Source organism: Azospirillum sp. A23 (assembly GCF_042938965.1).
In the GTDB taxonomy this organism is placed as follows: Bacteria; Pseudomonadota; Alphaproteobacteria; order Azospirillales; family Azospirillaceae; genus Azospirillum; species Azospirillum melinis.
Genome location: NZ_CP170667.1, coordinates 2739907 through 2761969, shown reverse-complemented (window position 1 = coordinate 2761969; position 22063 = coordinate 2739907). Strand labels below are relative to the sequence as shown.

The window sequence follows — 22063 nt, the reverse complement described above, 5'->3', positions numbered from 1 at the left end:
AAGGCCGGACGCTTGTTCTGAATCAACGCCTTGGCCGCTGTCCTATCGCATCGTGGCGCCGTCATGCCCCCGCTCGAACGGGGACCGCCGCACCCCTCCGGGTTTCCCCATGATTGCGGCGGCGTCTGCCCAAATGTGTTCAGGAAGCGAGTTGTCCCATGTCGGCCTTCGCAGACATCCTCCAGGCCATGCCGCCGATCGCGCGGGTGGTGTTCATGCTCGGTCTCGTGTCGGCGGCGGGCGTGGCGCTCGGCCATATCAAGATCCGCGGGGTCGGGCTCGGCATCGGCGGCGTGCTGTTCTCCGGGATCGCCGGCGGCCACATCGCCAAGCAGGCGGGCATCGCCTTCAATCCGGAGATGATGGACTTCATCCGCGACTTCGGGCTGATCCTGTTCGTCTACACCATCGGTATCCAGGTCGGTCCCGGCTTCTTCGCCGCACTCCGGCGGACCGGGCTGGCCCTGAACGGGCTGGCCCTGCTGATGGTGGGATCGAGCATCCTGCTGACCGCGGTGCTGGTGTCGTCGGGCGCGCTGTCGCTGGGCTCCTCGCTGGGCGTGTTCGCCGGTGCCGTGACCAACGCCCCGGCGCTCGCCGCCACCCAGCAGGTGCTGACTGAGGTCGGGGCCGGGGCCGGGGTGATGGCCCTGCCCGGCCTCGCCTTCGCCGTCACCTACCCATTCGGCATCGCCGGAAACCTGCTGTCGATGGCCGCCGTCCGCATCCTGTTCCGCATCGACCCGGAGGCGGAGGCCACCCGCTTCGAGGAGTGCCGCCGGGCCGAAGTGTCAACTTTGGAGACCATGGATCTGGCGGTTCGCAATCCGGAGCTCGCCGGCAGGCCGCTCGGCTCCATCGACCTGCTTTGCGGCCAGGGAGTGGTCGCGTCGCGCCTGTTGTGCGACGGCAAGCTCTGCGTCCCGCATGACGGAACCTGCCTGAAGCTGGGCGACGTGCTGCATGTGGTCGGGCCACGGCCGAAGCTGGAGCAGGTGCGCGCCCTGCTGGGGCAGGAGTTCGACCGGCCGCTGACCACCAAGGGCACCGACCTGAAATGGGAGCGCATCGTCGTCACCAACAACGGGGTTCTGGGCAAGTCGATCGCCACGCTGAACCTCCAGGATGCCCATGACGTGGTGGTCAGCCGTGTCAACCGGTCGGGCGTGGAACTGGTGCCGACCCCGGCGCTGAAGCTCCAGTTCGGCGACATCCTGACGGTGATCGGCCGGCCGGACAGTCTCGCCGCCGTCGGGCAGATCTTCGGCAACTCCACCCGCAAGCTGCAGCAGGTGGAGATGATCCCGATGTTCCTGGGCATCGCGCTGGGTGCGGCGCTGGGCGCCATCCCGATCTTCCTGCCGGGGATGCCGGCGCCGCTGCGCCTGGGCCTTGCCGGCGGGCCGCTGATCGTCGCCTTGATCCTGGGCCGCATCGGCCATGTCGGGCCGCTGGTCTGGTTCATGCCGCCGGCCGCCAATCTGGCGCTGCGCGAGATCGGCATCATCCTGTTCCTGGCCGTGCTGGGCATCGCGTCCGGCGACCGCTTCGTCGCCACGCTGGCCAGCGGCGCCGGCTGGCCCTGGATGATGTGGGGCGTGCTGGTGACACTGGTGCCGCTTCTGCTGACCGGGCTGGTCGCACGCGGGCTGATGAAGCTGAACTTCCTGACCATCTGCGGCGTCCTGGCCGGCGCCCAGACCAACCCGCCGGGGCTGGCCTATGCCAACGCGCTGGTCGCGTCGGAGGCTCCAGCGCTGGCCTATGCCACCGTCTACCCGCTGGCGATGTGCCTGCGTATCCTGGGGCCGCAAATTCTGGTACTATTGTTGTGGTAACGCACCATTTTCCGACACAAGCGACACAACGCGCGCGGCGTGTGAAATCCGCGTTGCGGAACCCCTGCGCCCCGGTCTAGCCTGTGCCGTAATGGTCAGACCATAACCAGCCTCCACAACCCAGCCGGTTCTCCCGCATGCATCGCCATCCGCCTGTCAGCGATTCCGCACCCGCCGCCGTCGCCGTGGAGGATTTGCACAAGCGGTTCGGCGAGCTGGAGGTGCTGAAGGGCGTGTCGCTGACCGCGCGCGAGGGCGACGTGATCACGCTGATCGGCTCCTCGGGTTCTGGCAAAAGCACGCTGTTGCGCTGCATCAACATGCTGGAGATCCCGGACGACGGCCGCGTGGTGATCGGCGGCGAGTCCATCGCGCTGAAGAAGACGCGCGGCGGCGCCAGCGTCCCCGCCGACTCCCGGCAGGTGGAGCGCATCCGCACCCGGCTCGGCATGGTGTTCCAGAGCTTCAATCTCTGGACCCACATGACCATCCTGCAGAACGTGATCGAGGCGCCGGTCCATGTGCTGGGCGTGCCGAAGGCCGAAGCTGTCGACCGCGCCCGCATGCTTCTGGACAAGGTCGGCATCCTGGCGAAGGCCGACAGCTATCCGGTCCAGCTTTCAGGCGGGCAGCAGCAGCGCGCAGCCATCGCGCGCGCGCTCGCCATGCAGCCGAAGGTGATGCTGTTCGACGAGCCGACCTCGGCGCTCGACCCCGAACTGGTCGGCGAGGTTCTGCGCGTCATCCGCCAACTGGCGGACGAAGGCAACACGATGATCCTGGTGACGCACGAGATGGGCTTCGCTCGCGAAGTGGCGTCCAAGGTGGTTTTCCTGCACCAGGGGCGGATCGAGGAGGAGGGGTCACCCGACAAGGTGCTGACCAACCCCGACTCGGACCGGGTGCGGCAGTTCCTCTCGCGCCATCTGTCCGGCGCGGCGTGAGGGGACGAGGCAGAGGGCAGGACCGGACCGTCAGAAACAGCCCGGCTCCCAACAGGGGCCAAAGAACGGGCGAACCGAACAGAGGAGTGTGTTCCTTGAAGAAGATCGTTTCGGCCCTGGCGCTCGGCGCCATGATGGCCGTCGCCGCTGCCGGCGCCGCCGGTGCGAAGGAATGGAAGACGGTCCGCATCGCCAGCGAGGGCGCCTATCCTCCGTGGAACGCCACCGACACCTCGGGCAAGCTGACCGGCTTCGAGGTCGACCTCGGCAACGACCTGTGCAAGCGCATGAAGGTCACCTGCGAGTTCGTCGCCCAGGATTGGGACGGCATCATCCCGGCCCTGCAGCAGGGCAAGTATGACGCCATCATGTCGGCGATGACCATCACCGACGAGCGCAAGAAGGTCATCGACTTCTCGGTCCCCTACGGCACCGAGCCGTCGGTCTTTGCCGTCGTGATCGGTTCGCCGCTGGCCAAGGCGCTGAACCTCGGCGCCGACCGCGTCGACCTGAACGACCAGGGCAAGGCCAAGCCGGTCCTGGACAAGCTGGCCGAAGCGCTGAAGGGCAAGTCCGTCGGCGTCCAGGTGTCGACCATCCAGGCCGACTTCATGGACAAGCATCTGCCGAAGGTGACCATGCGCACCTACGACAAGATCGACAATGCCGGCATCGACCTGGGCTCGGGCCGCGTCGACGCCATGCTGGGCGACCGCTCGGTCGTCGAGGCGGTGGTGAAGGCCACGCCGGACAAGATGGTCATCGTCGGCCCGAACTTCATCGGCGGCGTGATCGGCGAAGGCATGGGTGTGGGCCTGCGCAAGGACACCGCCGACCTGAAGGCGATGTTCGACAAGGCCATCGGCGAGGCGCTGAAGGACGGCACCGTCAAGAAGCTGAGCACCCAGCATTTCGGCTACGACATCTCGCCCACCAAGTAAGGGGGCGAAGCAAGGCGGACCCCGGGTCCGTCTGTCTGATCGGTACGGCGCCCGGCGGCCTTCACGGCGACCGGGCGCCAGTCGTTCAGTAACCTCCGTTCGCTGACCCCCGTCCGGCCGGCGCTCCGCGCCGCGCCCGGCGGGCCTTACCGGGCGTGCCAATGCTGGAACTCCTTTCCTTCGGTCCCAACGGCTGGGGCGGGCAGCTGCTGATGGGCACCGCGATGACGGTCGCGGTCGCCGTGTCGGCCTTCGCCTTCGGCATCCTCGTCGGGTCGCTCGGCGCCTCGGCCAAGCTCAGCCACTCCCTGGCGCTGAACGTCGTGGCCGATGTCTACACCACCATCGTGCGCGGCATCCCCGAACTGCTGGTGATCTATCTGCTGTTCTTCGGCGGCAGCGGCGTCGCCACCTCCATCGCCTCCGCCTTCGGCTATGACGGGCGGGTCGATCTGAACGCCTTCACCATCGGCGTGCTGGCGGTCGGGCTGATTTCCGGCGCCTACTCGACCGAGGTGATCCGCGGTGCGGTGCAGTCGGTCCCCTTCGGCCAGATCGAGGCGGCACGCGCCTGCGGGATGAGCCGCTGGCTGATCCTGCGCCGGGTGCTGGTGCCGCAGACGCTGCGTTTCGCCCTGCCCGGCCTCGGCAATGTCTGGCAGCTGACGCTGAAGGACACGGCACTGGTGTCGGTGACGGCGCTGGCCGAGCTGATGCGCATCACCCATCTGGCGGCCGGCGCCACGCGCCAGCCCTTCCTGTTCTACAGCACCGCCGCCGTGCTGTATCTGATGCTGACCACCATTTCGACGGCGCTGTTCAACCGCGCCGAAATCTCCGCCAATCGCGGCGTCCGGAGGGCCTGAGGCCATGAACTGGCAACTGATGTGGGACAGCCTGCCCCGCATGCTCGGCGGGCTGACGCTGACGCTGCAGCTGATCGTCGGATCTCTGGCGCTGGGGGCGCTGGTCGCCTTCGGCGTGGCGTTGCTGCGTCTGTCGGGCAACCGCGTGGTGGAGACGCTGGCGGCGGCCTATGTCTTCGTCTTCCGCGGCACGCCGCTGCTGGTGCAGATCTTCCTGGTCTATTACGGGCTCGGCCAGTTCGAGTTCATCCGCGACAGCATCCTCTGGCCCTTCCTGCGCGAGCCCTACTGGTGCGCCATCCTGGCGCTGACGCTGAACACCGGCGCCTACACCAGCGAGGTGCTGCGCGGCGCCATCCTGTCGGTGCCGCAGGGACAGGTGGAGGCGGCGCGGGCCTGCGGCATGTCGCGGGCGCTCGCCTTCCGCCGCATCGTGCTGCCGGTGGCGATCCGCCAGATGCTGCCGGCCTACGGCAACGAGGTGATTTTGATGGTGAAGGCGACCTCGCTCGCCAGCACCATTACGCTGATGGAGGTCACCGGCATCGCCCGCCGGATGATCGCCCAGACCTTCGCGGTCTTCGAGCTGTTCATCGTCGCCGGCGTGATCTATCTGGTGCTGAACTTCATCGCCACCCGCCTGATCAAGTTCGCCGAATGGCGCCTGACCCCCTACCTGCGGGCGCGGGCGTAAGCGGCGTAAGTAAGGATAGCGTCGAACAGGCCCTCTCCGGCCCAGAGGTTTTCCCTTCTCTCCCTTGGAAAGCAAGGTCAGGGTGAGAGAGACGCACAGCGACGATCCCCGAGTATCCTTACCTGGGAAACGAAAACGCCGCGGTCCGTCCCGATGACGGCCGCGGTGTTTTCATTTCCAACCTCTCTTCCCGGAGGAGAGAGCGTGTGTCCTTACTGCCCGAGCATCTCGAAGGACGGCGGAGCCGGATCGACCACGCGCGATCCGGTGGGCGTGATCTCCATCACCGCCAGCCCGCGTTCGACCAAGCCGTCGGCGCGCAGGCGGAACAGGCCGTCCAGCCCCTCGAAGCCGTTCGGGTTGGTCATCGCCATGCGGTCGAAGGGCACCGGACCGCCGGTGCGAGTGAGCACCGCGGCGATGGAGGTGGCGTCATAGGCCAGCGTGGCGATGCGCGGCGGCTTGCGGCCATAGACCTGCTCGAACTGCGACTCGAAGCGGGCACGGGTCTGCGGGGCCGGTGCGGCATAGAGCGCGCCGACCAGCGCCGGCTCCTGACCCAGCGCGCCTTGCGAGGTGTCGTCCCACAGGCCGGTGCCCAGCAGCTTGACCTGCTGCGGCTGCACGCCGTTGGCGGCCAGCGCCTGGGCGATGCCCTGGACGCGCTGCCCGCCTTCGGCCAGCATCACCGCCTGCGGCTGCGGGGTTTCCTGGGCCACCTGCTTGGCCGGGATCGACAGGTCGGTGACCGCCGGATCGTAGCGTTCGACCTGCGTGGTCATGGTGCCCAGCTTCGGTGCGATCTGCTGCATGGCATTCACCACCGCGTCGCCATAGGGCGAGCGCGGCGCCAGCACGGTGAAGCGCGTCGCCCCGCGCGAGCGGGCATAGCCGGCGACGCGGTTGACCTGATCGGCCGGGACGAAGCCAAGCACATAGGTGCCGTTGCCGGCCTGGGTGGCGTCGTTGGTGAAGGCCAGCACGTCGACGCCCGCATTCTGGGCAATCGGCCGCACCGCGGCGACGTCGGCGGCGAACAGCGGGCCGATGATCAGGCGGGCGCCCTCGGCCAGCGCCTGGCGCGCGGCGTCGGCCGCCCCGCCCGGCGTGCCCTTGGTGTCGCGCGGCAGAAGCTGCAGCTGGTCGCCGGCCATATCGAACAGCGCCATCTGGGCGGAGTCCAGCATGGCCTGCCCGATGGCGGCGCTCTGCCCGCTGAGCGGCACCAGGACGGCCACCTTGATCGGGCCCTGCGCTTCCGGCAGGGGAGCCACCGGAGCCGGGACCGGTTGCGGCGCTTGTGCCACCCGCGGCGGCGCGCTTACAGTCGAACAGGCCGACAACAGGCCGGCGACCAGCAAGGCTGCCACGCCGTGACGTTTCAGACCCTGTGAGAAAGCTGTTGCCAAGCGTGCCACCAATCGTCTCCACATCTGCTGAAATGGCCGCCGATACCGAAGGCGAAACCCAAGGCATGGACCCCAACGGCCCGGACCCCAACGGCCCAGACCAAAGTGGCGCTCAAGGTAGCCCCCTCGCCGCGCCAAGTAAACTCGCGGGCGGACTGTATGTCGTCGCTACCCCCATCGGAAACGCCGCGGACATCACGCTGCGCGCGCTCGACACGCTGAAGCGGGCCGACGCCATCGCCTGCGAGGACACGCGCGTCACCGCCAAGCTGATGGGCATCCACGGCATCCACACACCCTTCGTCTCCTACCACGAGCACAACGCCGCAAAGATGCGTCCGATCCTGATCGGGCGCATGAAAAAGGGCGAGGCCGTCGCGCTGGTCACCGACGCCGGCACGCCGCTGGTCTCCGACCCCGGCTACAAGCTGGTGCGAGAGTGCGTGGCGGAGGGGGTGGCGGTGACCACCCTGCCCGGCGCCTCGGCCCCGCTGGTGGCGCTGGTGCTGTCCGGCCTGCCGACCGACCGCTTTCTGTTCGCCGGCTTCCTGCCCAACAAGAGCAGCGCCCGGCGCGCCACCGCCGGCGAGCTGAAGGGGGTGCCGGCCACCCTGGTCTTCTTCGAATCGCCGCAGCGCCTGCCGGAGTCGCTGGCCGATCTCGCGGATATCCTGGGTCCGCGCGAGGCCGCCGTCGCCCGCGAACTGACCAAGCTGTACGAGGAGGTGCGGCGCGGCACACTGCCCGAGCTGGCCGCCCATTATGCCGAGGCCGGGCCGCCGCGCGGCGAGGTCGTGCTGGTGATCGGTCCGCCGGGAGAGGAGGCGACGCCGGGCGAAGCCGATGTCGACGCCCTGCTGCGCGAGGCGCTGACCCGCCTGTCGGTGCGAGACGCCGCCGCCGATGTCGCCGCCCGCACCGGCCAGCACAAGCGCACCGTCTATGCCCGCGCGCTGGAACTGCAGCGGGAGGAACGGACGAAATGACCGACCTGGATGCGCGTCGCCTGCGGGCCGAGAGCCTTGGCCGCCGGGCGGAGGCGCTGTGCCGCCTGTCGCTGCGGCTGCGCGGCTACCGCATCCTGGCCAGCCGCCTGCGCACGCCGATGGGCGAAATCGACATCGTCGCCAGACGCGGCCAAACCATCGCCATCGTCGAGGTTAAGGCGCGCGGCGACTGGGACACCGCCAACGAGGCGCTGAACGCCCGCCAGCGCGGCCGGCTCGCCCGCGCCGCCCATGCCTTCCTCGGCGCCAACCCGCGCTATGCCGGCTATGTCTTGCGCTTCGACGTGATGCTGGTTACCCCTTGGGCCTGGCCCCGTCATCTGGTCGATGCCTGGAGACTGTGAGGGGATGAATTTGAGGGGGCGACAGTCTTGAGCAACCGCGCGGAAGCCCGCGAAATCCTGCGCCGCATCGGCGACCAGCCGGACGACGAGATCGATCTGGCCGAAGCCGCCCTGGCTCTGGGCGCGCTGGAGTTGCCGAGCGCCGACCTCGCCCCCTACCGCGCCCATATCCGCGCCATCGTCGAGGATCTGGCCGCCCGCGTCGCGGCGCAGGATCAGGCCGCGGGCGACAGCCTGGAAGCACGCATCGCGCACCTGCACGCCGTGATCGGCAAGCGCCACGGCTATTCCGGCGACCACGACACCTACGACGACCTGCAGAACGCCAACCTGCTGCGGGTGGTCGATCGCCGCCGCGGCCTGCCGGTGGCGCTCGGCATCCTCTACATGCATGCCGCCCGCTCGCAGGGCTGGCCGATGGTGGGCCTCAATTTCCCTGGTCATTTCCTGGTCCGCATCGAGAAGGACGGCGCCCGCGCCATTATCGACCCCTTCAACGAGGGGCAGACCCGCAGCGTCGTCGATCTGCGCGATCTGCTGAAGGCCACCGCCGGAAGCGCTGCCGAGCTGGAGCCCGGCCATTACCAGCCGGTGTCGAACCGCGACGTGCTGCTGCGCCTGCAGAACAACATCAAGCTGCGCCACCTGTCGGCGCACGATGTGCCGAAGGCGCTGGAGGTGCTGGAGGCGATGCGCCTGTTCGCCCCGCACGAGCCGGCGCTGTGGCGCGAGACCGGCCTTCTGGAAGCCCATGCCGGCAATCTGAAGGACGCCATCACCGCGTTGGAAACCTTTATGGCGCTGACCGGCGACGACCATCACCGGCACCAGACCGCCTCGCTGATCCAGCAATTGAAGAACCGCCTGAACTGACCCCGTTCCAGAGGGACCCGTCATGAGCCTCGCCGTCGCCTTCCAGATGGACCCCATCGAGTCGATCAACATCGACACCGATTCCAGCTTCATGATGGCGCTGGAGGCGCAGAAGCGCGGCCATCGCCTGTATCACTACCACCCGCGCGACCTGATCCTGACCGGCAACCGCCTGACCGCCCGTGTGCGCGAGATGACGGTGGTGCGCCAGCGCGGCGCCCACTACACGCTGGGCGAGCCGGTTATGACCGACCTGTCGACGATGGACGTCATCCTGCTGCGGCAGGACCCGCCCTTCGACATGGCCTACATCACCTCCACCCATTTGCTGGAGCATGTGCAGCCCAAGGTTCTGGTCGTCAACGACCCGGCCGAGGTGCGCAATGCGCCGGAAAAGCTGTTCATCACCAAGTTCCCCGACTTGATGCCGCCGACGCTGATCACCAGCGACAAGCAGGCCATCCTGGACTTCCGGGCCGAGCACAAGGACATCATCGTCAAGCCGCTGTTCGGCAACGGTGGCGCCGGCGTCTTCCACCTGAAGCCCGACGACGAGAATTTGGGCTCCCTGCTGGAGATGTTCACCCAGCTCTACCGCGAGCCGGTGATCGTGCAGAAGTACCTGCCGGAGATTCGCCAGGGCGACAAGCGCATCATCCTGGTCGACGGCGAGCCGGTGGGCGCAGTCAGCCGTATGCCGCTGGAAGGCGAGGCCCGTGCCAACTTCCACGCCGGCGGCAGCGCCAGGAAGACCGAGCTGACCGCGCGCGAGCGCGAGATGTGCGCCGCCATCGGCCCCGTGTTGCGCGAGAAGGGTCTGGTCTTCGTCGGCATCGACGTGATCGGCGACTACATGACCGAGATCAACGTCACCTCCCCCACCGGCATCCAGGAGATCAACCGCCTGAACGGCGTTCAGTTGGAAGCCCTGCTGTGGGATGCCATCGAGCGCCGCCGCGCGGCGAAATAAGAACTGCGGCGCGTGCGGAAGTAAGGATAAGGCGCCACCGGGTCAAACGGGCGGGCTGGACCGTGGGACCGGTCAGCCCGTGCGCTTGAACCGGGCGAAGGCGTCGCGGATTTGCCGGGCCAGTTCCGCCGCCGCCAGCGAGGGCGTGCGGACCGGCCGATGCAGCGTGACGGCAAAGGACGGCAGGTCGGGAAGACCGCTGTCCGCCGGCAGGATTTCCAGATCGGGCGGCACGGTGAAGGCCAGCCAGGCCGAGACCGCGAGATCCATCCGCACGGTGGCGAAGGTGGCGTCAAGGCCGCCATTCTCGAACATACTGCGCCAATCCCGCCCCTGCCGGCGCAGCGCCGCCATCACCGCCGGCCGGAAGACGCAGGTTTCCACCACCAGCGACAATGGCAGCGGGGTCGCGGCATAAGCACTGCCGCCGCGCGCACCGACCCAGACCAGACGGTCGATCAGCAGATGCTCGCCCTGCGCCGCCTCCACCGGCTCCTCGACCAGCGCAAGGTCGAGATCGCCATCGCCGATGCGGCCCACCAGTTCGGGAGACGATCCGCAGATCAGCGTCAGTTCGACCTTCGGGAAGGCGGTGGTGAAACTCCGCAGCATCGGGGCGATGCAGGGAGCGACAAGGTCGTAGGGAACGCCGATCCGCACCGGCCCGTCGATGGCGCCACCGGTGATGTCTGCCCAAATCTCGTCGTTCAGCGCCAGAAGCCGCCGGGATTTCCCCAGCAAACGCTCCCCCAACGCGGTCGGGCGCAATCCGCTGCGGTCACGAATGAACAGGGCGCCGCCGACCAGCGCTTCCAGCCGGGCAATCTGCTGGCTGACGGCTCCCTGCGTCAGGTTCAGGTCCTGGGCCGCCGCCGTCATGCTGGCGTGGTCGGCGACCACGGCGAAGCTGCGCAGCAGGGTCGTGTCGAGATTTCTGGGCATGGCGGCATTATGGATACTAATGACCTCCATCTCCACTATTAGTTATCCAAGAGCTCGGTTGAGCTGTACTCCGGTTCCATCCGCACCATGACCGGAGAAGCCGTTCCGATGATCCCTGCCCTCAACATCGACGCCGCACTCGACACCTTGACCGATCACTGGTCGCCCAAGGTGATCGCGCGGGTGAACGACCAGTATGTGAAGGTTGCCAAGCTGAAGGGCGAATTCGTCTGGCACCGCCACGATGATGAAGACGAACTCTTCCAGGTCATCCGTGGCCGGCTGCGCATCCAGTTCGAGGATGGCGGCGAGACGCTGCTGTCACCGGGCGAACTGTGCGTGATCCCACGTGGAGTGATGCACAATCCGGTCGCCGACGAGGAGTGCTGTATTCTGCTGATCGAAACGGTGACGACGAAGCACACCGGCGATGTCGAGACGCCGATGACCCGCTCCATCGCCCAACAGTTGGCCTAGGAAAGCGGGCCCGGCTGCGGCGCGCCGCGCCTTGACCGGCGGACTTCGGGGGGCGATAACTGCCGCCTCCCAGAGTTTTCGAGCGAGACCACCCGTGAACCGCATTTTCTCCGGCATGCAGCCGACCCGGCAGCTTCACCTCGGCAACTATCTGGGGGCGCTGCGCAACTGGGTGGATTTGCAGAACAGCTACGAGTGCATCTTCTGCGTCGTCGACCTGCACGCGCTGACCATCGACCAGGACCCGGAGGTTCTGCGCAACAACATCCGCGAGGTCACCGCGGCCTACATCGCCGCTGGCATCGACCCGGACAAGAACATCCTGTTCAACCAGTCGGTGGTTTCCGGCCATGCTGAACTGGGCTGGATCCTGTCCTGCCACACGCCGCTGGGCTGGCTGAACCGCATGACGCAGTTCAAGGAAAAGGCCGGCAAGCAGAAGGATATGGCCAACCTCGGCCTCTATGCCTACCCGACACTGATGGCCGCCGACATCCTGCTGTACAAGGCCACCCATGTGCCGGTGGGCGAGGACCAGAAGCAGCATCTGGAACTGGCACGCGACATCGCCGGCGCCTTCAACCGCCGCTATGAGACCGAATACTTCCCGCTGCCCGAGCCGCAGATCCTGGGCGAGGCGACGCGGGTGATGAGCCTGCGCGACGGCAAGAAGAAGATGTCGAAGTCGGACGAGTCCGAATATTCGCGCATCAACATGACCGACGACGCCGACACCATCGCCCAGAAGATCCGCAAGGCGAAGACCGATCCGGAACCGCTGCCGGAAACCGTGACCGAGCTGGAGGCCCGTCCGGAGGCCGACAACCTCGTCACCATCTATGGTGCGCTGGCCGGCCAGTCGCGCGAGCAGGTGCTGGCGCAGTTCGCCGGGTCCCAGTTCTCCGACTTCAAGAAATCGCTGGTCGACCTGTCGGTGGACAAGCTGGCGCCGATCACCACCCGCATGAAGGAACTGCTGGCCGACAAGGCTGAAATCGACCGGCTGCTGAAGAAGGGCGGCGAGCGCGCCGCCGCCATCGCGGAAAAGAACCTGAACGACGTGAAGGACATCATCGGCCTGCTGCGGCCGTAAGGATAACTTTCCCGTGACGGCCCCCATCCTGATCACCGGCTTCGCGCCGTTCGGGACACCCCCGGACGGCGAAGCGGCTCCTTTCGCCGCTGACCATCCCCCCACCGATCATCCCTGGACGGCCGATCCGACCGCCCTGCTGATGGAGCGGCTGGCGGGAGAGCCGGGGGTCGTCACCGCCACCCTGCCCCCCCTGTATGACGCCTGCGGCGAGGCCTTCGCCGAACTGTTGGCGGAACACCGGCCGCTGGCTGCGCTCGGCTTCGCCTATCTGGACTACAGCGATTACATCCGGCTGGAACGGCTGGCCTGGAACCGCGACGAAAGCCCATTGCCGGATGCGGCCGGCACGGTGCGGGACCATGCCGATATCGTGCCCGACGGGCCGACCGCCTATGGCAGCACCCTGCCGGTGCCACGGGTGATGCGGGAATTGTCGATGGCCGGACTGCCGGTGACCTTCGGCGATTTCTCCGGCGGCTTCCTCGGCAATCATCTGTTCTACCGGGCGCGCCATATCATCGAGAGCGCCGGCCTGGACGTGCCCTACGGCTTCTTCCACATGCCGCCGCTGCCCGAACGGGCGGCAACGCTGCGCCGCTTCGGCGGTCTGGGTTTGGAGCAGCAGGAGCTGGCGGTGCGCACGCTGGTGGGCATGCTGCGCCGGGCGCTGGACGGGATCGCTAGATAAGGATCAGGCCGTCCTGGCGGGACGACGCTGGTCGGGCGGGTTCACGATGGCGCGCAACGCGTCCAGGAACTCACGGCCCTTGTCGGTCAGGGTGACGATCTTGCGGCGGCGTTCGCGCGGATCTTCCTGCGCCTGCACCAGATCGAGGCCGGCCTTGCCGAAGCTGTGCCAGCGGCTGAGCGCCGCGACGTTGCGCGACGCGGAGGATTGGGCGATGCCCAGGCGTTCCGCCAGTTCGCCGATGGAGATGCCTTCGCTCTGCGCGATGGTCATGAAACTCAGCGCATACTGGATGGGCAGATCGGGGTCGAGCTTGCGGAACGCCTCAAGCACCTGGACGACGGTAAGGACCTCGTCATGACGAACGCGGGCCGGCATTCAGCAGGTCTCCGCGGCGCCGCGCGCTATGCAGCGCGGGAGGGTGGTCCCCAGCGGGCCGGTGTGTAGATGATGTTCAGGCGTCCAAGCCATAGGATGACTTCCCCGTTTTCACGCCTCAGGTCGAAGGACCCGGCCGGCGATGCCCAGCGGGCGTGTTCAACGAAGAGACGGTGACCGCAAAAACCCAGAAAGACACACATGGGATCCTCTCGATATCCGGAATTCACGTTCGAAGGCTGCGGGAAGAAGGCGGGCCGGCTGGGCTTGATTGGCGGCCATATGGGCGGCCCAATTGGCGGCGGTGATGGCCGGATCGCCCGATCGGCGAGTCCAGGCAGTGGCTACGATGGCTTTCATCGAAACTCTCCAGGGGTTGAGTGAGGCCGGCGTGAGAGGCCGGCGGATCCGGTATCGCCGGTCAGCGATACGGTTGCAAGGTCAAAAATGTCCGCGCGTCCGATAGGTTCCGATCGCGGATGTGAAAAGGCGGAAGGCGGCAGGCGAGTGGAGGCTCTTCGCCATCCCCGACGTCTCCGTCCGTCAATCCGATGTCGCGCCGCAAATGGTCGCACAGTCGGCCCGGTCCCGAGGATAGCCCGGAATCGAGCCAACGGCTCCGCAACGCCGTCCACAAGGTCGGCATGATCTGCTCCTGTAACCGAGAGGCACCGACGGCCGGGCCTCTGTGGCGAAATAATTCCGCGTGCGGATGTGTTCCGTCAACCGGTTCCTCCCGAGATGACCGTTCGTTTGCAAATGGCGTGACCTTCGCCGCACGTCTGTTGCAAATCGGCACCGCTTTTCCGCCGTTTCGCCATCCGCGGGGATGAGGCCGGGCATCTCTGGACAAGCGGAGGTCGGTCGGTCAAACACAAAGCCGGCGGCAAAAGCCGTCTGCAGTACTCCTCTCATCGGTCTCCTATCCATCAGTTCCGGGTCGTCCGTCCGTGTCCATCCTCCCCTCTTCCGCATGGCCGACAGCGGTGCGTTCCGCCCGCAAGCTGCTGGCGGTTGCAGCCGTGGCGGCGGGCACGCTGTGGAGCCTGCCCGCGGCGGCGGAGGCGCGCTTCACCCCCGGCCCCTGCTGGTTCACCGTGCCGGACGGCGAAGCGGCCCTGTGCGGAACGGTCGCGGTGCCGGAGCGGCGGGACCGTCCCAACAGCCGCAGCCTGCGCCTGCCGGTCGCCGTCCTGCTCAGCACCGCCCGCCAGCCGGCCCCCGATCCCGTGCTGTTCCTGGAGGGCGGCCCCGGCGCCTCCCCCTTCGGCAGCGGCGAGGCGACGGAGGAGCGGATGGAGGTGTGGTGGGAGCTGTCGGCTCCGTTCCGCCGCACCCGCAACCTGATCCTGTTCGATCCGCGCGGCGTCGGCCGGGCGGAACCCGACACCGATTGCCCGGAGCTGGACGCCGTCGGCACCACGCGCGGCACCCGGCCGCTGACGCGCGAGCAGCGGGCGGCGGCGGAACGCTCGGCGGTCAGCGCCTGTTCCGCGCGGCTGCAGGCGGCCGGGCTGGACGCCACCCAATTCTCCACCCCCGTCGCGGCGGAGGATGCGCTGGACATCGTCACCGCGCTGGGGGCCCAGCGCGTGAACCTGTTCGCGGTGTCCTACGGCACGCGGGTCGGGCTGGAGATCCTGCGGCGGCAAGGCGCCCGTGTCCGCACCGCCGTTTTCGACAGCGTCTATCCACCCGACGTCAATGCGCAGGAGGAAATGGCCTGGCTGGCGCAACGCGCCTATCGCCGGCTGTTCGACGACTGCGCCGCCAACCGGGCCTGCCGCTCCGCCTTTCCCGATCTGGAAAAGCGCTTCCTCGGCCTGATCGACCGGCTTGACCGCAACCCGGTCGAGATCGTCGTCGGCGACCATGAGACGCGCCGTGTCCTGCGGCTGACCGGCGGGGCGGCCATCGCCGCCGGGCTGGAGGCGATGGCGGTCAGCGAAGCGGTGCCGGCTCTGCCGATCATGCTCGACCGCGCCATCCGCGGCCAATACGCCACGCTGGCCGAATGGGCGCCGACCAACTGGCTGGGCGACCCGGAGGTCGCCGACGGGCTGGCCTTCTCGGTCGAATGCCGTGAGTCGGTGACCACCGCCGATCCGTTGAAGCGCGCCGACAACGCCCGCCGCTATGCCCCCTATGGGCTGGTCGCCGCCGACGACCCCGGCCAGCGCGTCTGCCGTCTGTGGCCGGCCGGCCATCAGGAGTTGACCGAGCGCCTGCCGGTCGCCAGCCCGGTGCCGGTGCTGCTGCTGTCCGGCGCCTACGACCCCGTCACCCCGCCGGAATGGGGCGACCGCGCCGCCGCCACCCTGCCGAAGAGCCGCCATCTGGTCTTCCGCGCCGCCAGCCACATTGTGACCTCCGGCGAGGACTGCGCCATGGCCGCCGCCGTGACCTTCGTCGAGCAGGAGTCGGTTCCGGCGACCGCCTGTCCGGGCGCGGCCAAGCCGCCTGTGTTCGAAGGGCCGTGACCCGCAGGAGAAGAGGTCCCCGATGCCCTTTCCATCCCATGAACGCGCCGTGCTGCTGGCGGTCAAAGGCGTCGGGCCGACTGTGATCGGCCGGCTCGAGCAGGTCGGCATCCATGATCTGGCGGCGCTGGCCGGTGCGGATGCCGCGGCCCTGTGCACGGCAATCGCCGGAGAGCTGGGCGCGAGCTGCTGGAAGAACAGCCCGCAGGCACGCGGCGCCATCGCGGCAGCGATCCGTGCCGCGCAACACCATGGGGCGGCAACCGCCGCAGACTGACGCCGGCGGTCGTCCTGGGCCCCCCGTTCACCGCCCTGGCGCGATCCGCCGGTAGCTCAGCGCCTCCGCGATGTGGCGGCGCTTCACCCCCTCGACCCCGTCCAGGTCGGCCAGCGTCCGCCCAACCCGCATCACCCGGTGGTAACCGCGGGCGGACAGCTTCAGCCGCTCCGCCGCCTCGGTCAGCAGGGCGCGGCCGGGGGCGTCGGGGGAGGCCACCTTTTCCAGCAGTTCGCCGTCCGCCTCGGCGTTGGTCCGCACCGCCCGGCCGGCCGGGTAAGGACCGAAACCGCCGTAGCGCTCCGCCTGGATGGCGCGGGCGACGGCAACACGGGCGGCGATGGCGGCGCTGCCCTCCGCCGGGGGCGGCAGGCTGAGGTCGGCAGGGCTGACCGCCGGGACATCGATGTGAAGGTCGATGCGGTCGAACAGCGGTCCGCTGATCTTCGACTGATAGTCGGCGGCACATTTCGGCGCGCGGGCACAGGCGAGCGAGGCGTCGTCGAGATGACCGCAGCGGCAGGGGTTCATCGCCGCCACCAGCTGGACGCGCGCCGGGTAGGTCACATGGTGGTTGGCACGGCTGACCACCGCCTTGCCGGTCTCCAGCGGTTGACGCAACGCCTCCAGCAGCGCGCGGGGAAACTCGGGCAACTCGTCGAGGAACAGAACACCCTGGTGCGCCAGGGAGATCTCGCCCGGCTTCGCCCGCGTGCCGCCGCCGACCAGCGCCGGCAGGCTGGCCGACTGGTGCGGGGCGCGGTAGGGGCGCTGGCGCAGCAGACGACCGTCCTTCAACAAGCCGCCGACGCTGTGGATCATCGACACCTCCAGCGCCTCCGCCGGGTCGAGCGGCGGCAGCAGGCCGGGCAGCCGGGCGGCCAGCATCGACTTGCCGGAACCGGGCGGGCCGATCATCAGCAGGTTGTGCGAGCCGGCGGCGGCGACCTCCAGCGCGCGCTTGGCCGTTTCGTTGCCCTTCACGTCGCGCAGATCTGGCGGCGGCGCGTCCTGCTCCTGCATCCGCGGCTTGGGCGGCGTCAGCACCTGGGTGCCCTTGAAATGGTTGATGAGCGCCAGCAGGTTGGCCGGCGCCAGCACGTCGAGGTCGGGACCGGCCCAGGCCGCCTCCCCGCCGCAAGCGGCCGGGCAGATCAGGCCGCGGTCGTTGGCCAGCGCATCGATGGCGGCGGGCAGCACGCCCGCAACCGGAGTAAGGGCACCGTCGAGCGCCAGCTCGCCCAGCGCCACATAGCGGGCGATCTCCGCATCCGGCAGCACCCCCATCACCGTCAGCAGGCCGAGCGCGATGGGCAGGTCGAAATGGCTTCCTTCCTTCAGCACGTCGGCGGGGGCAAGGTTGACGGTGATGCGCTTGGCCGGCAGCGCCAGTCCCAATGCATGCAGCGCGGCGCGCACCCGCTCCCGGCTTTCGCCCACCGCCTTGTCGGGAAGGCCGACGACGGTGAAGGCGACGATTCCGCCGGACATCTGGACCTGGACGTCGATCCCCAGCACCTCGATGCCCTGGAACGCCACCGTGTTGACGCGCGCAACCACAACCGCACCCCGAAACAGACGCCCGTCAGGGCATGGTACACGCGATTGTAGTAACCATGAGACCAATGCGCCAGCGCGGGATGAACAAAACCCAACCGCCGGCCCCGTCATGCCCGCCCGGCGCAGGGAGCGGTTGTCCCGGCCCGCCGGCCGCCTAACATGAAGGCAAACGCATTCCCGGCCGCATTTCCGGCACGCATCGTCGAAAAGGATCAGCCACCGTGCAGCTTCACCTGAGCACCTGGGCCGAGGTCGAAGGCTATCTGAAGACCTCCAAGGGCATCATCATGCCGATCGGCTCGACCGAGCAGCACGGACCGAACGGGCTGGTCGGCACCGACGCCATCTGTGCCGAGGTCATCGCGAAGGGCGTCGGCGACGCCACCGGCGCGCTGGTCGGTCCGACCATCCCGGTCGGCATGGCCGTCCACCACATGGAATTCCCCGGCTCGATGACGCTGAAGCCGTCCACCCTGATCGCGCTGCTGCGCGACTATGTCGGCTCTCTGGCCGAACACGGGTTCGAGCGCTTCTTCTTCGTCAACGGCCATGGCGGCAACATCGCCACGCTGCGTGCCGCCTTCTACGAGATCTATGCGGAGAACCGGGCGCTGCGCGGCCGCGACGCCCCGGATCTGCGCTGCACCCTGGTGAACTGGTGGGAGAATGGCGAGGTCGGCCGCCTGTCACGCGAGCTGTACCAGGGCAAGGAGGGCTCGCACGCCACCCCCAGCGAGGTGTCGCTGACCCAGTACGCCTATCCCGACTCGATCAAGACCGCGGCGATGGAACCGGAACAGGCACCGGCCGGCGGCTTCCATGATGCCCGCGACTTCCGCCGCCGCTATCCCGACGGCCGCATCGGCTCCGCCCCCGGCCTTGCCCGTCCCGAACATGGCCAGCGCCTGTACGAGGCGGCGGTCGGCGCCATTGCCACCCAGTACCGCGCCTTCCTGGCGGAGCAGTAAGGGCGGTCACACGCCTGCATACCGCTTGCAAGCCAATGGGGGCATGCCGGTGGGGCATCTTCGCCCCGCACGTTGATTCGGCGGTCGGACCTGCCTAAATTCGGACCGGTTGACGGAACACGCGTTCCGCAACCGACCGGCCCGAACAGAGCACGACCGCCCCAGTCCATGATCAACGAGCTGAACCAGCGATCGCGCGAGATTTTCCGGCTGATCGTCGACGCCTATGTGGCGTCGGGGGAGCCGGTCGGTTCCCGCACGATCTCGCGGCGGCTTGGCATGGCCTTGTCGCCTGCGACCATCCGCAACGTGATGGCCGACCTGGAGGAGCAGGGGCTGCTCTACGCCCCGCACACCTCCGCCGGCCGCATCCCGACCGATGCCGGCCTTCGCATGTTCGTCGACGGCCTGCTGGAGATCGGGTCCCTGACCGAGGACGAGCGCGCCTCGATCGAAGCGAAATGCTCCGCCTCCGGCCGCGCCTTCGCCGACGTGCTGGGCGAGGCGTCGACCATGCTGTCCGGCCTGTCGCACTGCGCAGGCCTGGTTGTGGCACCCAAGACCGACCGTCCGCTGAAGCACATCGAGTTCGTGTCGCTCGGGCCCGGCCGCGCCCTGGTCGTCCTGGTGAACGAGGACGGGCTGGTCGAGAACCGGGTGATCGAGGTGCCGTTGGGGGTCCCGACCTCCACCCTGCAGACGGTGTCGAACTTCCTCAGCGCCAAGCTTGCCGGCCGGACGCTGGACGAAGCCCGGCAGGAGGTCCTGCAGGAGATCGAGCAGCAGAAGACACAGCTGGACGAGCTGTCGCGCAAGGTGGTCGCCGCCGGTCTGGCCACCTGGGCCGGCAGCGGCGGGTCGAACGCCGGCCAGCTGATTGTCCGCGGCCAGTCCCGCCTGCTGGAGGACGTCACCGCACTGTCCGACCTGGAGCGCGTGCGCGGCCTGTTCGAGGCGCTAGAGACCAAGGAGACGATGCTGCGCATGCTGGATGCCACCGGTCGCGGCGACGGCGTGCAGATCTTCATCGGCGCCGAGAATGTCCTGTTCAGCCATTCCGGCTGCTCGATGATCATCTCCCCCTTCCAGAACAGCCGGGAACAGGTGATCGGCGCCATCGGCGTCATCGGCCCGACCCGCATCAATTACGCCCGCATCATTCCGCTGGTCGATTACACCGCCAAGGTGGTCAGCCGGCTGATCGGCTGAGCACCGCCCTCAACAACTCCGCCTTTTGACGAAGCAAGAATTGAGAAAACCATGAGCGAAGAGCAGAACAAGCCCGCCGACGCCACGGTGGAGCCGACCGAGGCCACCGCCGACACCGCCGCCAACCAGACGGATACCGGTTCTTCCGAGGACCGCGTGGCCAAACTGGAGGCCGAGGTCGCCAGCCTGAAGGACCAGCTTCTGCGCGCCATGGCGGAGACGGAGAACACCCGCCGCCGTGCCCAGCGCGACCGCGAGGACGCCAGCAAGTTCGCCGTGTCGAGCTTCGCCAAGGAGCTGGTGTCGGTCGCCGACAATTTGCGCCGCGCGCTCGACGCCGTGCCGGCCGAGGGCCGCGAGCAGGACGATGTGCTGAAGGGCCTCGCCGTCGGCGTCGAGGCGACCGAGCGCCAGCTGTTCGCCGCCTTCGACCGCGCCGGCATCAAGAAGCTGGACCCCGCCGGCGAGCCGTTCGACCCGAACTTCCATCAGGTGATGTTCGAGATCGAGAACACCGGCAAGGCCGCCGGCACCGTCGTGCAGGTTCTCCAGCCCGGCTACACCATCCACGGCCGCCTGCTGCGCGAGGCGATGGTCGGCGTTGCCAAGGGCGGTGACGCCGGCGGCCAACACGTCGATACGAAGGCGTAACCATACGACTTCTGCAAAGCTCCCGGTTCAGCGGCACCGCCGACGGGCCGGGGGCTTCGTGTTGTGCGGAATAGGGTACGCCAGCGGTTGACGGTCGGCGGGAAATTGCCTAGGGCTTTCCCATAACTCTTTCGGCCGAGCAACCGGAGCCGCGTTCCATGCCCAAAAGCGTCCTGACCGTCGACGATTCCAAGACCATCCGCGACATGGTCGGGTTCACGCTGAAAGGCGCCGGCTATGAGGTGGCGGAGGCGTCGGACGGCAATGCCGGCCTCGCCCTGGTCAACCAGCGCAAGTTCGACTGCATCATCACCGATTTGAACATGCCGGGCCTGGACGGGCTGGCGCTGACCCGCGCCATCCGCGCCTCGGCCACCAACCGCGCCACCCCAGTCCTGCTGCTGACCACCGAAGCCGATCCGGCCAAGAAGTCCGCCGGCCGCGAAGCCGGCGCCACCGGCTGGCTGGTCAAGCCGTTCAACCCGGAAAAGCTGGTGGAGACGGTGCGGAAGGTTTGTCCGTAAGGACCGGTCTTTCCCGTCAACGGGTAACCAGGAACTCCCCTTCCGGATCGTGCGCGGCGAAGCGTTGCTGGGCCTTGCCGCGGTCGGCGACGGCATAGCAGTAGACGCAGCCGTGCGGGCAGCTGTCATAGTCGCCGATGTCGCGGCTTTCGGCGCACAGGCAGCCGGGGCGGTTGCCCTTCTCCCGCGCGGCGATCGCATGGCCCGCGACATCGGACAGCCGCAGCGCATCGACGCAGCGGGCCGGCGCCGTGCCGGGCGTACCGGCCAGCTCCGGCTGGGTGCAGAGCGTCAGCGCCATCCCCTCCCCCGCCGCGATGCCGGCCAGATCGGCCAGCAGCGCGCGTTTCTCCTCCGGCTCCGGATCGCGCCAGCCGATACCGGCGGCGGCGAGGTTGCGGGCGGTCTTGCGGTAAGGCTGGAGGAATGAGGCCACCACCTCGTCGGTCACCCCGCGCAAAGAGCGGGCGATGGCGGCGAAGGTCTCGCGGTGCCAGGCGGGCGGCGTCGCGTCGGTCAGGGCGATGGGGTCGTAGCGCCAGACAGCCGCCCGCGGCCCCCAACGCTCGCGCACCCGCGCCATATAGCCGACCGCCGTCTCCCAGGCGGGGACCGAGCGCTCCAGCACGGTGGGCAGGCCGGTGATGCTGTACTGCACGACGAAGGGAAAGCCCCGCTCCGCCACGCTGTCGAGCGCGGGCAGGAACGGTCCCAGATTCTTGGTCCAGAAGATGAGGCCGTCGACCGCCGGCCGGGTCAGGTCGATGCGGTAGGTCTGGCCGCCATAGGGATTGACCATCCGGCAGTAACCGGCGTCGAGGCGGTTCAGGAACCAGCGCCCGTAGAAGGCGGGAATGTCGGTCTTGTAGCTGGCGGAGATGATCATGCAGCCAGCATGGGAATGCCGGCCCGCCGCATCAAGGGCGG

At 68.2% G+C, this 22063-nt stretch carries 23 protein-coding genes; 18 read left to right on the top strand and 5 right to left on the bottom strand.

Annotated elements, in window-relative coordinates; genetic code table 11:
* Window positions 1-158: 158 nt before the first annotated feature.
* The 5 genes from ABNQ40_RS30545 (at window position 159) to ABNQ40_RS30525 (ending at window position 5283) form a co-directional block, all read left to right on the top strand.
* Window positions 159-1838 (top strand): putative transporter, encoded by a 1680-nt coding sequence (locus ABNQ40_RS30545; protein ID WP_247879957.1) that lies wholly within the window; start codon window positions 159-161, stop codon window positions 1836-1838.
* A 137-nt stretch (window positions 1839-1975) separates the two neighbouring features.
* Complete coding sequence (locus ABNQ40_RS30540; protein WP_109051189.1) at window positions 1976-2782, top strand: ABC transporter ATP-binding protein; 807 nt, start codon at window positions 1976-1978, stop codon at window positions 2780-2782.
* Between the two features lie 86 nt (window positions 2783-2868).
* A complete protein-coding gene (locus ABNQ40_RS30535) occupies window positions 2869-3723 on the top strand; it encodes a lysine/arginine/ornithine ABC transporter substrate-binding protein (RefSeq protein ID WP_244592921.1) in 855 nt (284 codons plus the stop codon).
* Window positions 3724-3884: 161 nt separating this feature from the next.
* Window positions 3885-4589, top strand: a complete 705-nt coding sequence (locus tag ABNQ40_RS30530) for an ABC transporter permease (RefSeq protein WP_109051188.1) — start codon at window positions 3885-3887, stop codon at window positions 4587-4589.
* A 4-nt stretch (window positions 4590-4593) separates the two neighbouring features.
* Complete coding sequence (locus ABNQ40_RS30525) at window positions 4594-5283, top strand: ABC transporter permease (RefSeq protein WP_098740967.1); 690 nt, start codon at window positions 4594-4596, stop codon at window positions 5281-5283.
* 212 nt (window positions 5284-5495) lie between these two features.
* On the opposite strand, the gene ABNQ40_RS30520 is transcribed toward ABNQ40_RS30525, so the two are convergent.
* Window positions 5496-6653, bottom strand: coding sequence for a penicillin-binding protein activator (locus ABNQ40_RS30520; RefSeq protein ID WP_247879614.1), 1158 nt, complete (start codon window positions 6651-6653; stop codon window positions 5496-5498).
* Window positions 6654-6757: 104 nt separating this feature from the next.
* On the opposite strand from ABNQ40_RS30520, the gene rsmI reads away from it, so the two are divergent.
* Genes rsmI through gshB form a run of 4 tightly spaced genes read left to right on the top strand, consistent with a single transcriptional unit; the run spans window position 6758 to window position 9886 of the window.
* A complete protein-coding gene (gene rsmI / locus ABNQ40_RS30515; protein ID WP_247879613.1) occupies window positions 6758-7678 on the top strand; it encodes a 16S rRNA (cytidine(1402)-2'-O)-methyltransferase in 921 nt (306 codons plus the stop codon).
* Window positions 7675-8043: a YraN family protein gene (locus ABNQ40_RS30510; RefSeq protein WP_098740964.1), complete on the top strand. Its 369-nt coding sequence runs from the start codon at window positions 7675-7677 to the stop codon at window positions 8041-8043. The genes rsmI and ABNQ40_RS30510 overlap by 4 nt, the downstream gene beginning before the upstream one ends.
* Window positions 8044-8070: 27 nt before the next feature.
* A complete protein-coding gene (locus ABNQ40_RS30505; RefSeq protein ID WP_109048349.1) occupies window positions 8071-8916 on the top strand; it encodes a SirB1 family protein in 846 nt (281 codons plus the stop codon).
* Between the two features lie 22 nt (window positions 8917-8938).
* On the top strand, window positions 8939-9886 hold the full coding sequence (gene gshB / locus ABNQ40_RS30500; protein ID WP_109048348.1) for a glutathione synthase: 948 nt from the start codon (window positions 8939-8941) through the stop codon (window positions 9884-9886).
* Between the two features lie 72 nt (window positions 9887-9958).
* Here gshB and ABNQ40_RS30495 read toward each other — a convergent pair whose 3' ends face one another.
* The gene (locus ABNQ40_RS30495; RefSeq protein ID WP_109048347.1) at window positions 9959-10828 is read right to left on the bottom strand and encodes a LysR family transcriptional regulator; all 870 of its coding nucleotides are present in this window, start codon (window positions 10826-10828) and stop codon (window positions 9959-9961) included.
* 108 nt (window positions 10829-10936) lie between these two features.
* On the opposite strand from ABNQ40_RS30495, the gene ABNQ40_RS30490 reads away from it, so the two are divergent.
* The 3 genes from ABNQ40_RS30490 to ABNQ40_RS30480 all read left to right on the top strand — a co-directional run bounded on the left by ABNQ40_RS30490 (window position 10937) and on the right by ABNQ40_RS30480 (window position 13089).
* Complete coding sequence (locus ABNQ40_RS30490) at window positions 10937-11305, top strand: cupin domain-containing protein (RefSeq protein WP_247879612.1); 369 nt, start codon at window positions 10937-10939, stop codon at window positions 11303-11305.
* 94 nt (window positions 11306-11399) lie between these two features.
* Window positions 11400-12398 (top strand): tryptophan--tRNA ligase, encoded by a 999-nt coding sequence (gene trpS, locus ABNQ40_RS30485; protein WP_098740959.1) that lies wholly within the window; start codon window positions 11400-11402, stop codon window positions 12396-12398.
* Between the two features lie 13 nt (window positions 12399-12411).
* A complete protein-coding gene (locus ABNQ40_RS30480; protein WP_109048345.1) occupies window positions 12412-13089 on the top strand; it encodes a pyrrolidone-carboxylate peptidase in 678 nt (225 codons plus the stop codon).
* A 3-nt stretch (window positions 13090-13092) separates the two neighbouring features.
* Here the strand turns inward: ABNQ40_RS30480 and ABNQ40_RS30475 are convergent, their stop codons facing one another.
* The gene (locus ABNQ40_RS30475; RefSeq protein WP_014249257.1) at window positions 13093-13467 is read right to left on the bottom strand and encodes a MarR family winged helix-turn-helix transcriptional regulator; all 375 of its coding nucleotides are present in this window, start codon (window positions 13465-13467) and stop codon (window positions 13093-13095) included.
* A gap of 950 nt (window positions 13468-14417) precedes the next feature.
* On the opposite strand from ABNQ40_RS30475, the gene ABNQ40_RS30470 reads away from it, so the two are divergent.
* Both ABNQ40_RS30470 and ABNQ40_RS30465 read left to right on the top strand, forming a co-directional pair.
* The gene (locus ABNQ40_RS30470; RefSeq protein ID WP_247879611.1) at window positions 14418-15947 is read left to right on the top strand and encodes an alpha/beta fold hydrolase; all 1530 of its coding nucleotides are present in this window, start codon (window positions 14418-14420) and stop codon (window positions 15945-15947) included.
* A 22-nt stretch (window positions 15948-15969) separates the two neighbouring features.
* A complete protein-coding gene (locus tag ABNQ40_RS30465) occupies window positions 15970-16224 on the top strand; it encodes a Pathogenicity locus (protein ID WP_109048343.1) in 255 nt (84 codons plus the stop codon).
* A 27-nt stretch (window positions 16225-16251) separates the two neighbouring features.
* Here ABNQ40_RS30465 and ABNQ40_RS30460 read toward each other — a convergent pair whose 3' ends face one another.
* Window positions 16252-17784 (bottom strand): YifB family Mg chelatase-like AAA ATPase, encoded by a 1533-nt coding sequence (locus tag ABNQ40_RS30460; RefSeq protein ID WP_109048342.1) that lies wholly within the window; start codon window positions 17782-17784, stop codon window positions 16252-16254.
* Window positions 17785-18005: 221 nt separating this feature from the next.
* Between ABNQ40_RS30460 and ABNQ40_RS30455 the strand changes: the two genes are divergently transcribed.
* The 4 genes from ABNQ40_RS30455 to ABNQ40_RS30440 all read left to right on the top strand — a co-directional run bounded on the left by ABNQ40_RS30455 (window position 18006) and on the right by ABNQ40_RS30440 (window position 21136).
* On the top strand, window positions 18006-18752 hold the full coding sequence (locus tag ABNQ40_RS30455) for a creatininase family protein (protein WP_109048341.1): 747 nt from the start codon (window positions 18006-18008) through the stop codon (window positions 18750-18752).
* A gap of 168 nt (window positions 18753-18920) precedes the next feature.
* On the top strand, window positions 18921-19961 hold the full coding sequence (gene hrcA, locus ABNQ40_RS30450) for a heat-inducible transcriptional repressor HrcA (RefSeq protein ID WP_109048340.1): 1041 nt from the start codon (window positions 18921-18923) through the stop codon (window positions 19959-19961).
* A 51-nt stretch (window positions 19962-20012) separates the two neighbouring features.
* Window positions 20013-20612, top strand: coding sequence for a nucleotide exchange factor GrpE (gene grpE, locus ABNQ40_RS30445; protein ID WP_109048339.1), 600 nt, complete (start codon window positions 20013-20015; stop codon window positions 20610-20612).
* A gap of 158 nt (window positions 20613-20770) precedes the next feature.
* Window positions 20771-21136, top strand: coding sequence for a response regulator (locus tag ABNQ40_RS30440; protein WP_109048338.1), 366 nt, complete (start codon window positions 20771-20773; stop codon window positions 21134-21136).
* Between the two features lie 16 nt (window positions 21137-21152).
* On the opposite strand, the gene ABNQ40_RS30435 is transcribed toward ABNQ40_RS30440, so the two are convergent.
* The gene (locus ABNQ40_RS30435) at window positions 21153-22022 is read right to left on the bottom strand and encodes a DUF1848 domain-containing protein (protein ID WP_109048337.1); all 870 of its coding nucleotides are present in this window, start codon (window positions 22020-22022) and stop codon (window positions 21153-21155) included.
* Between the last annotated feature and the right edge of the window lie 41 nt (window positions 22023-22063).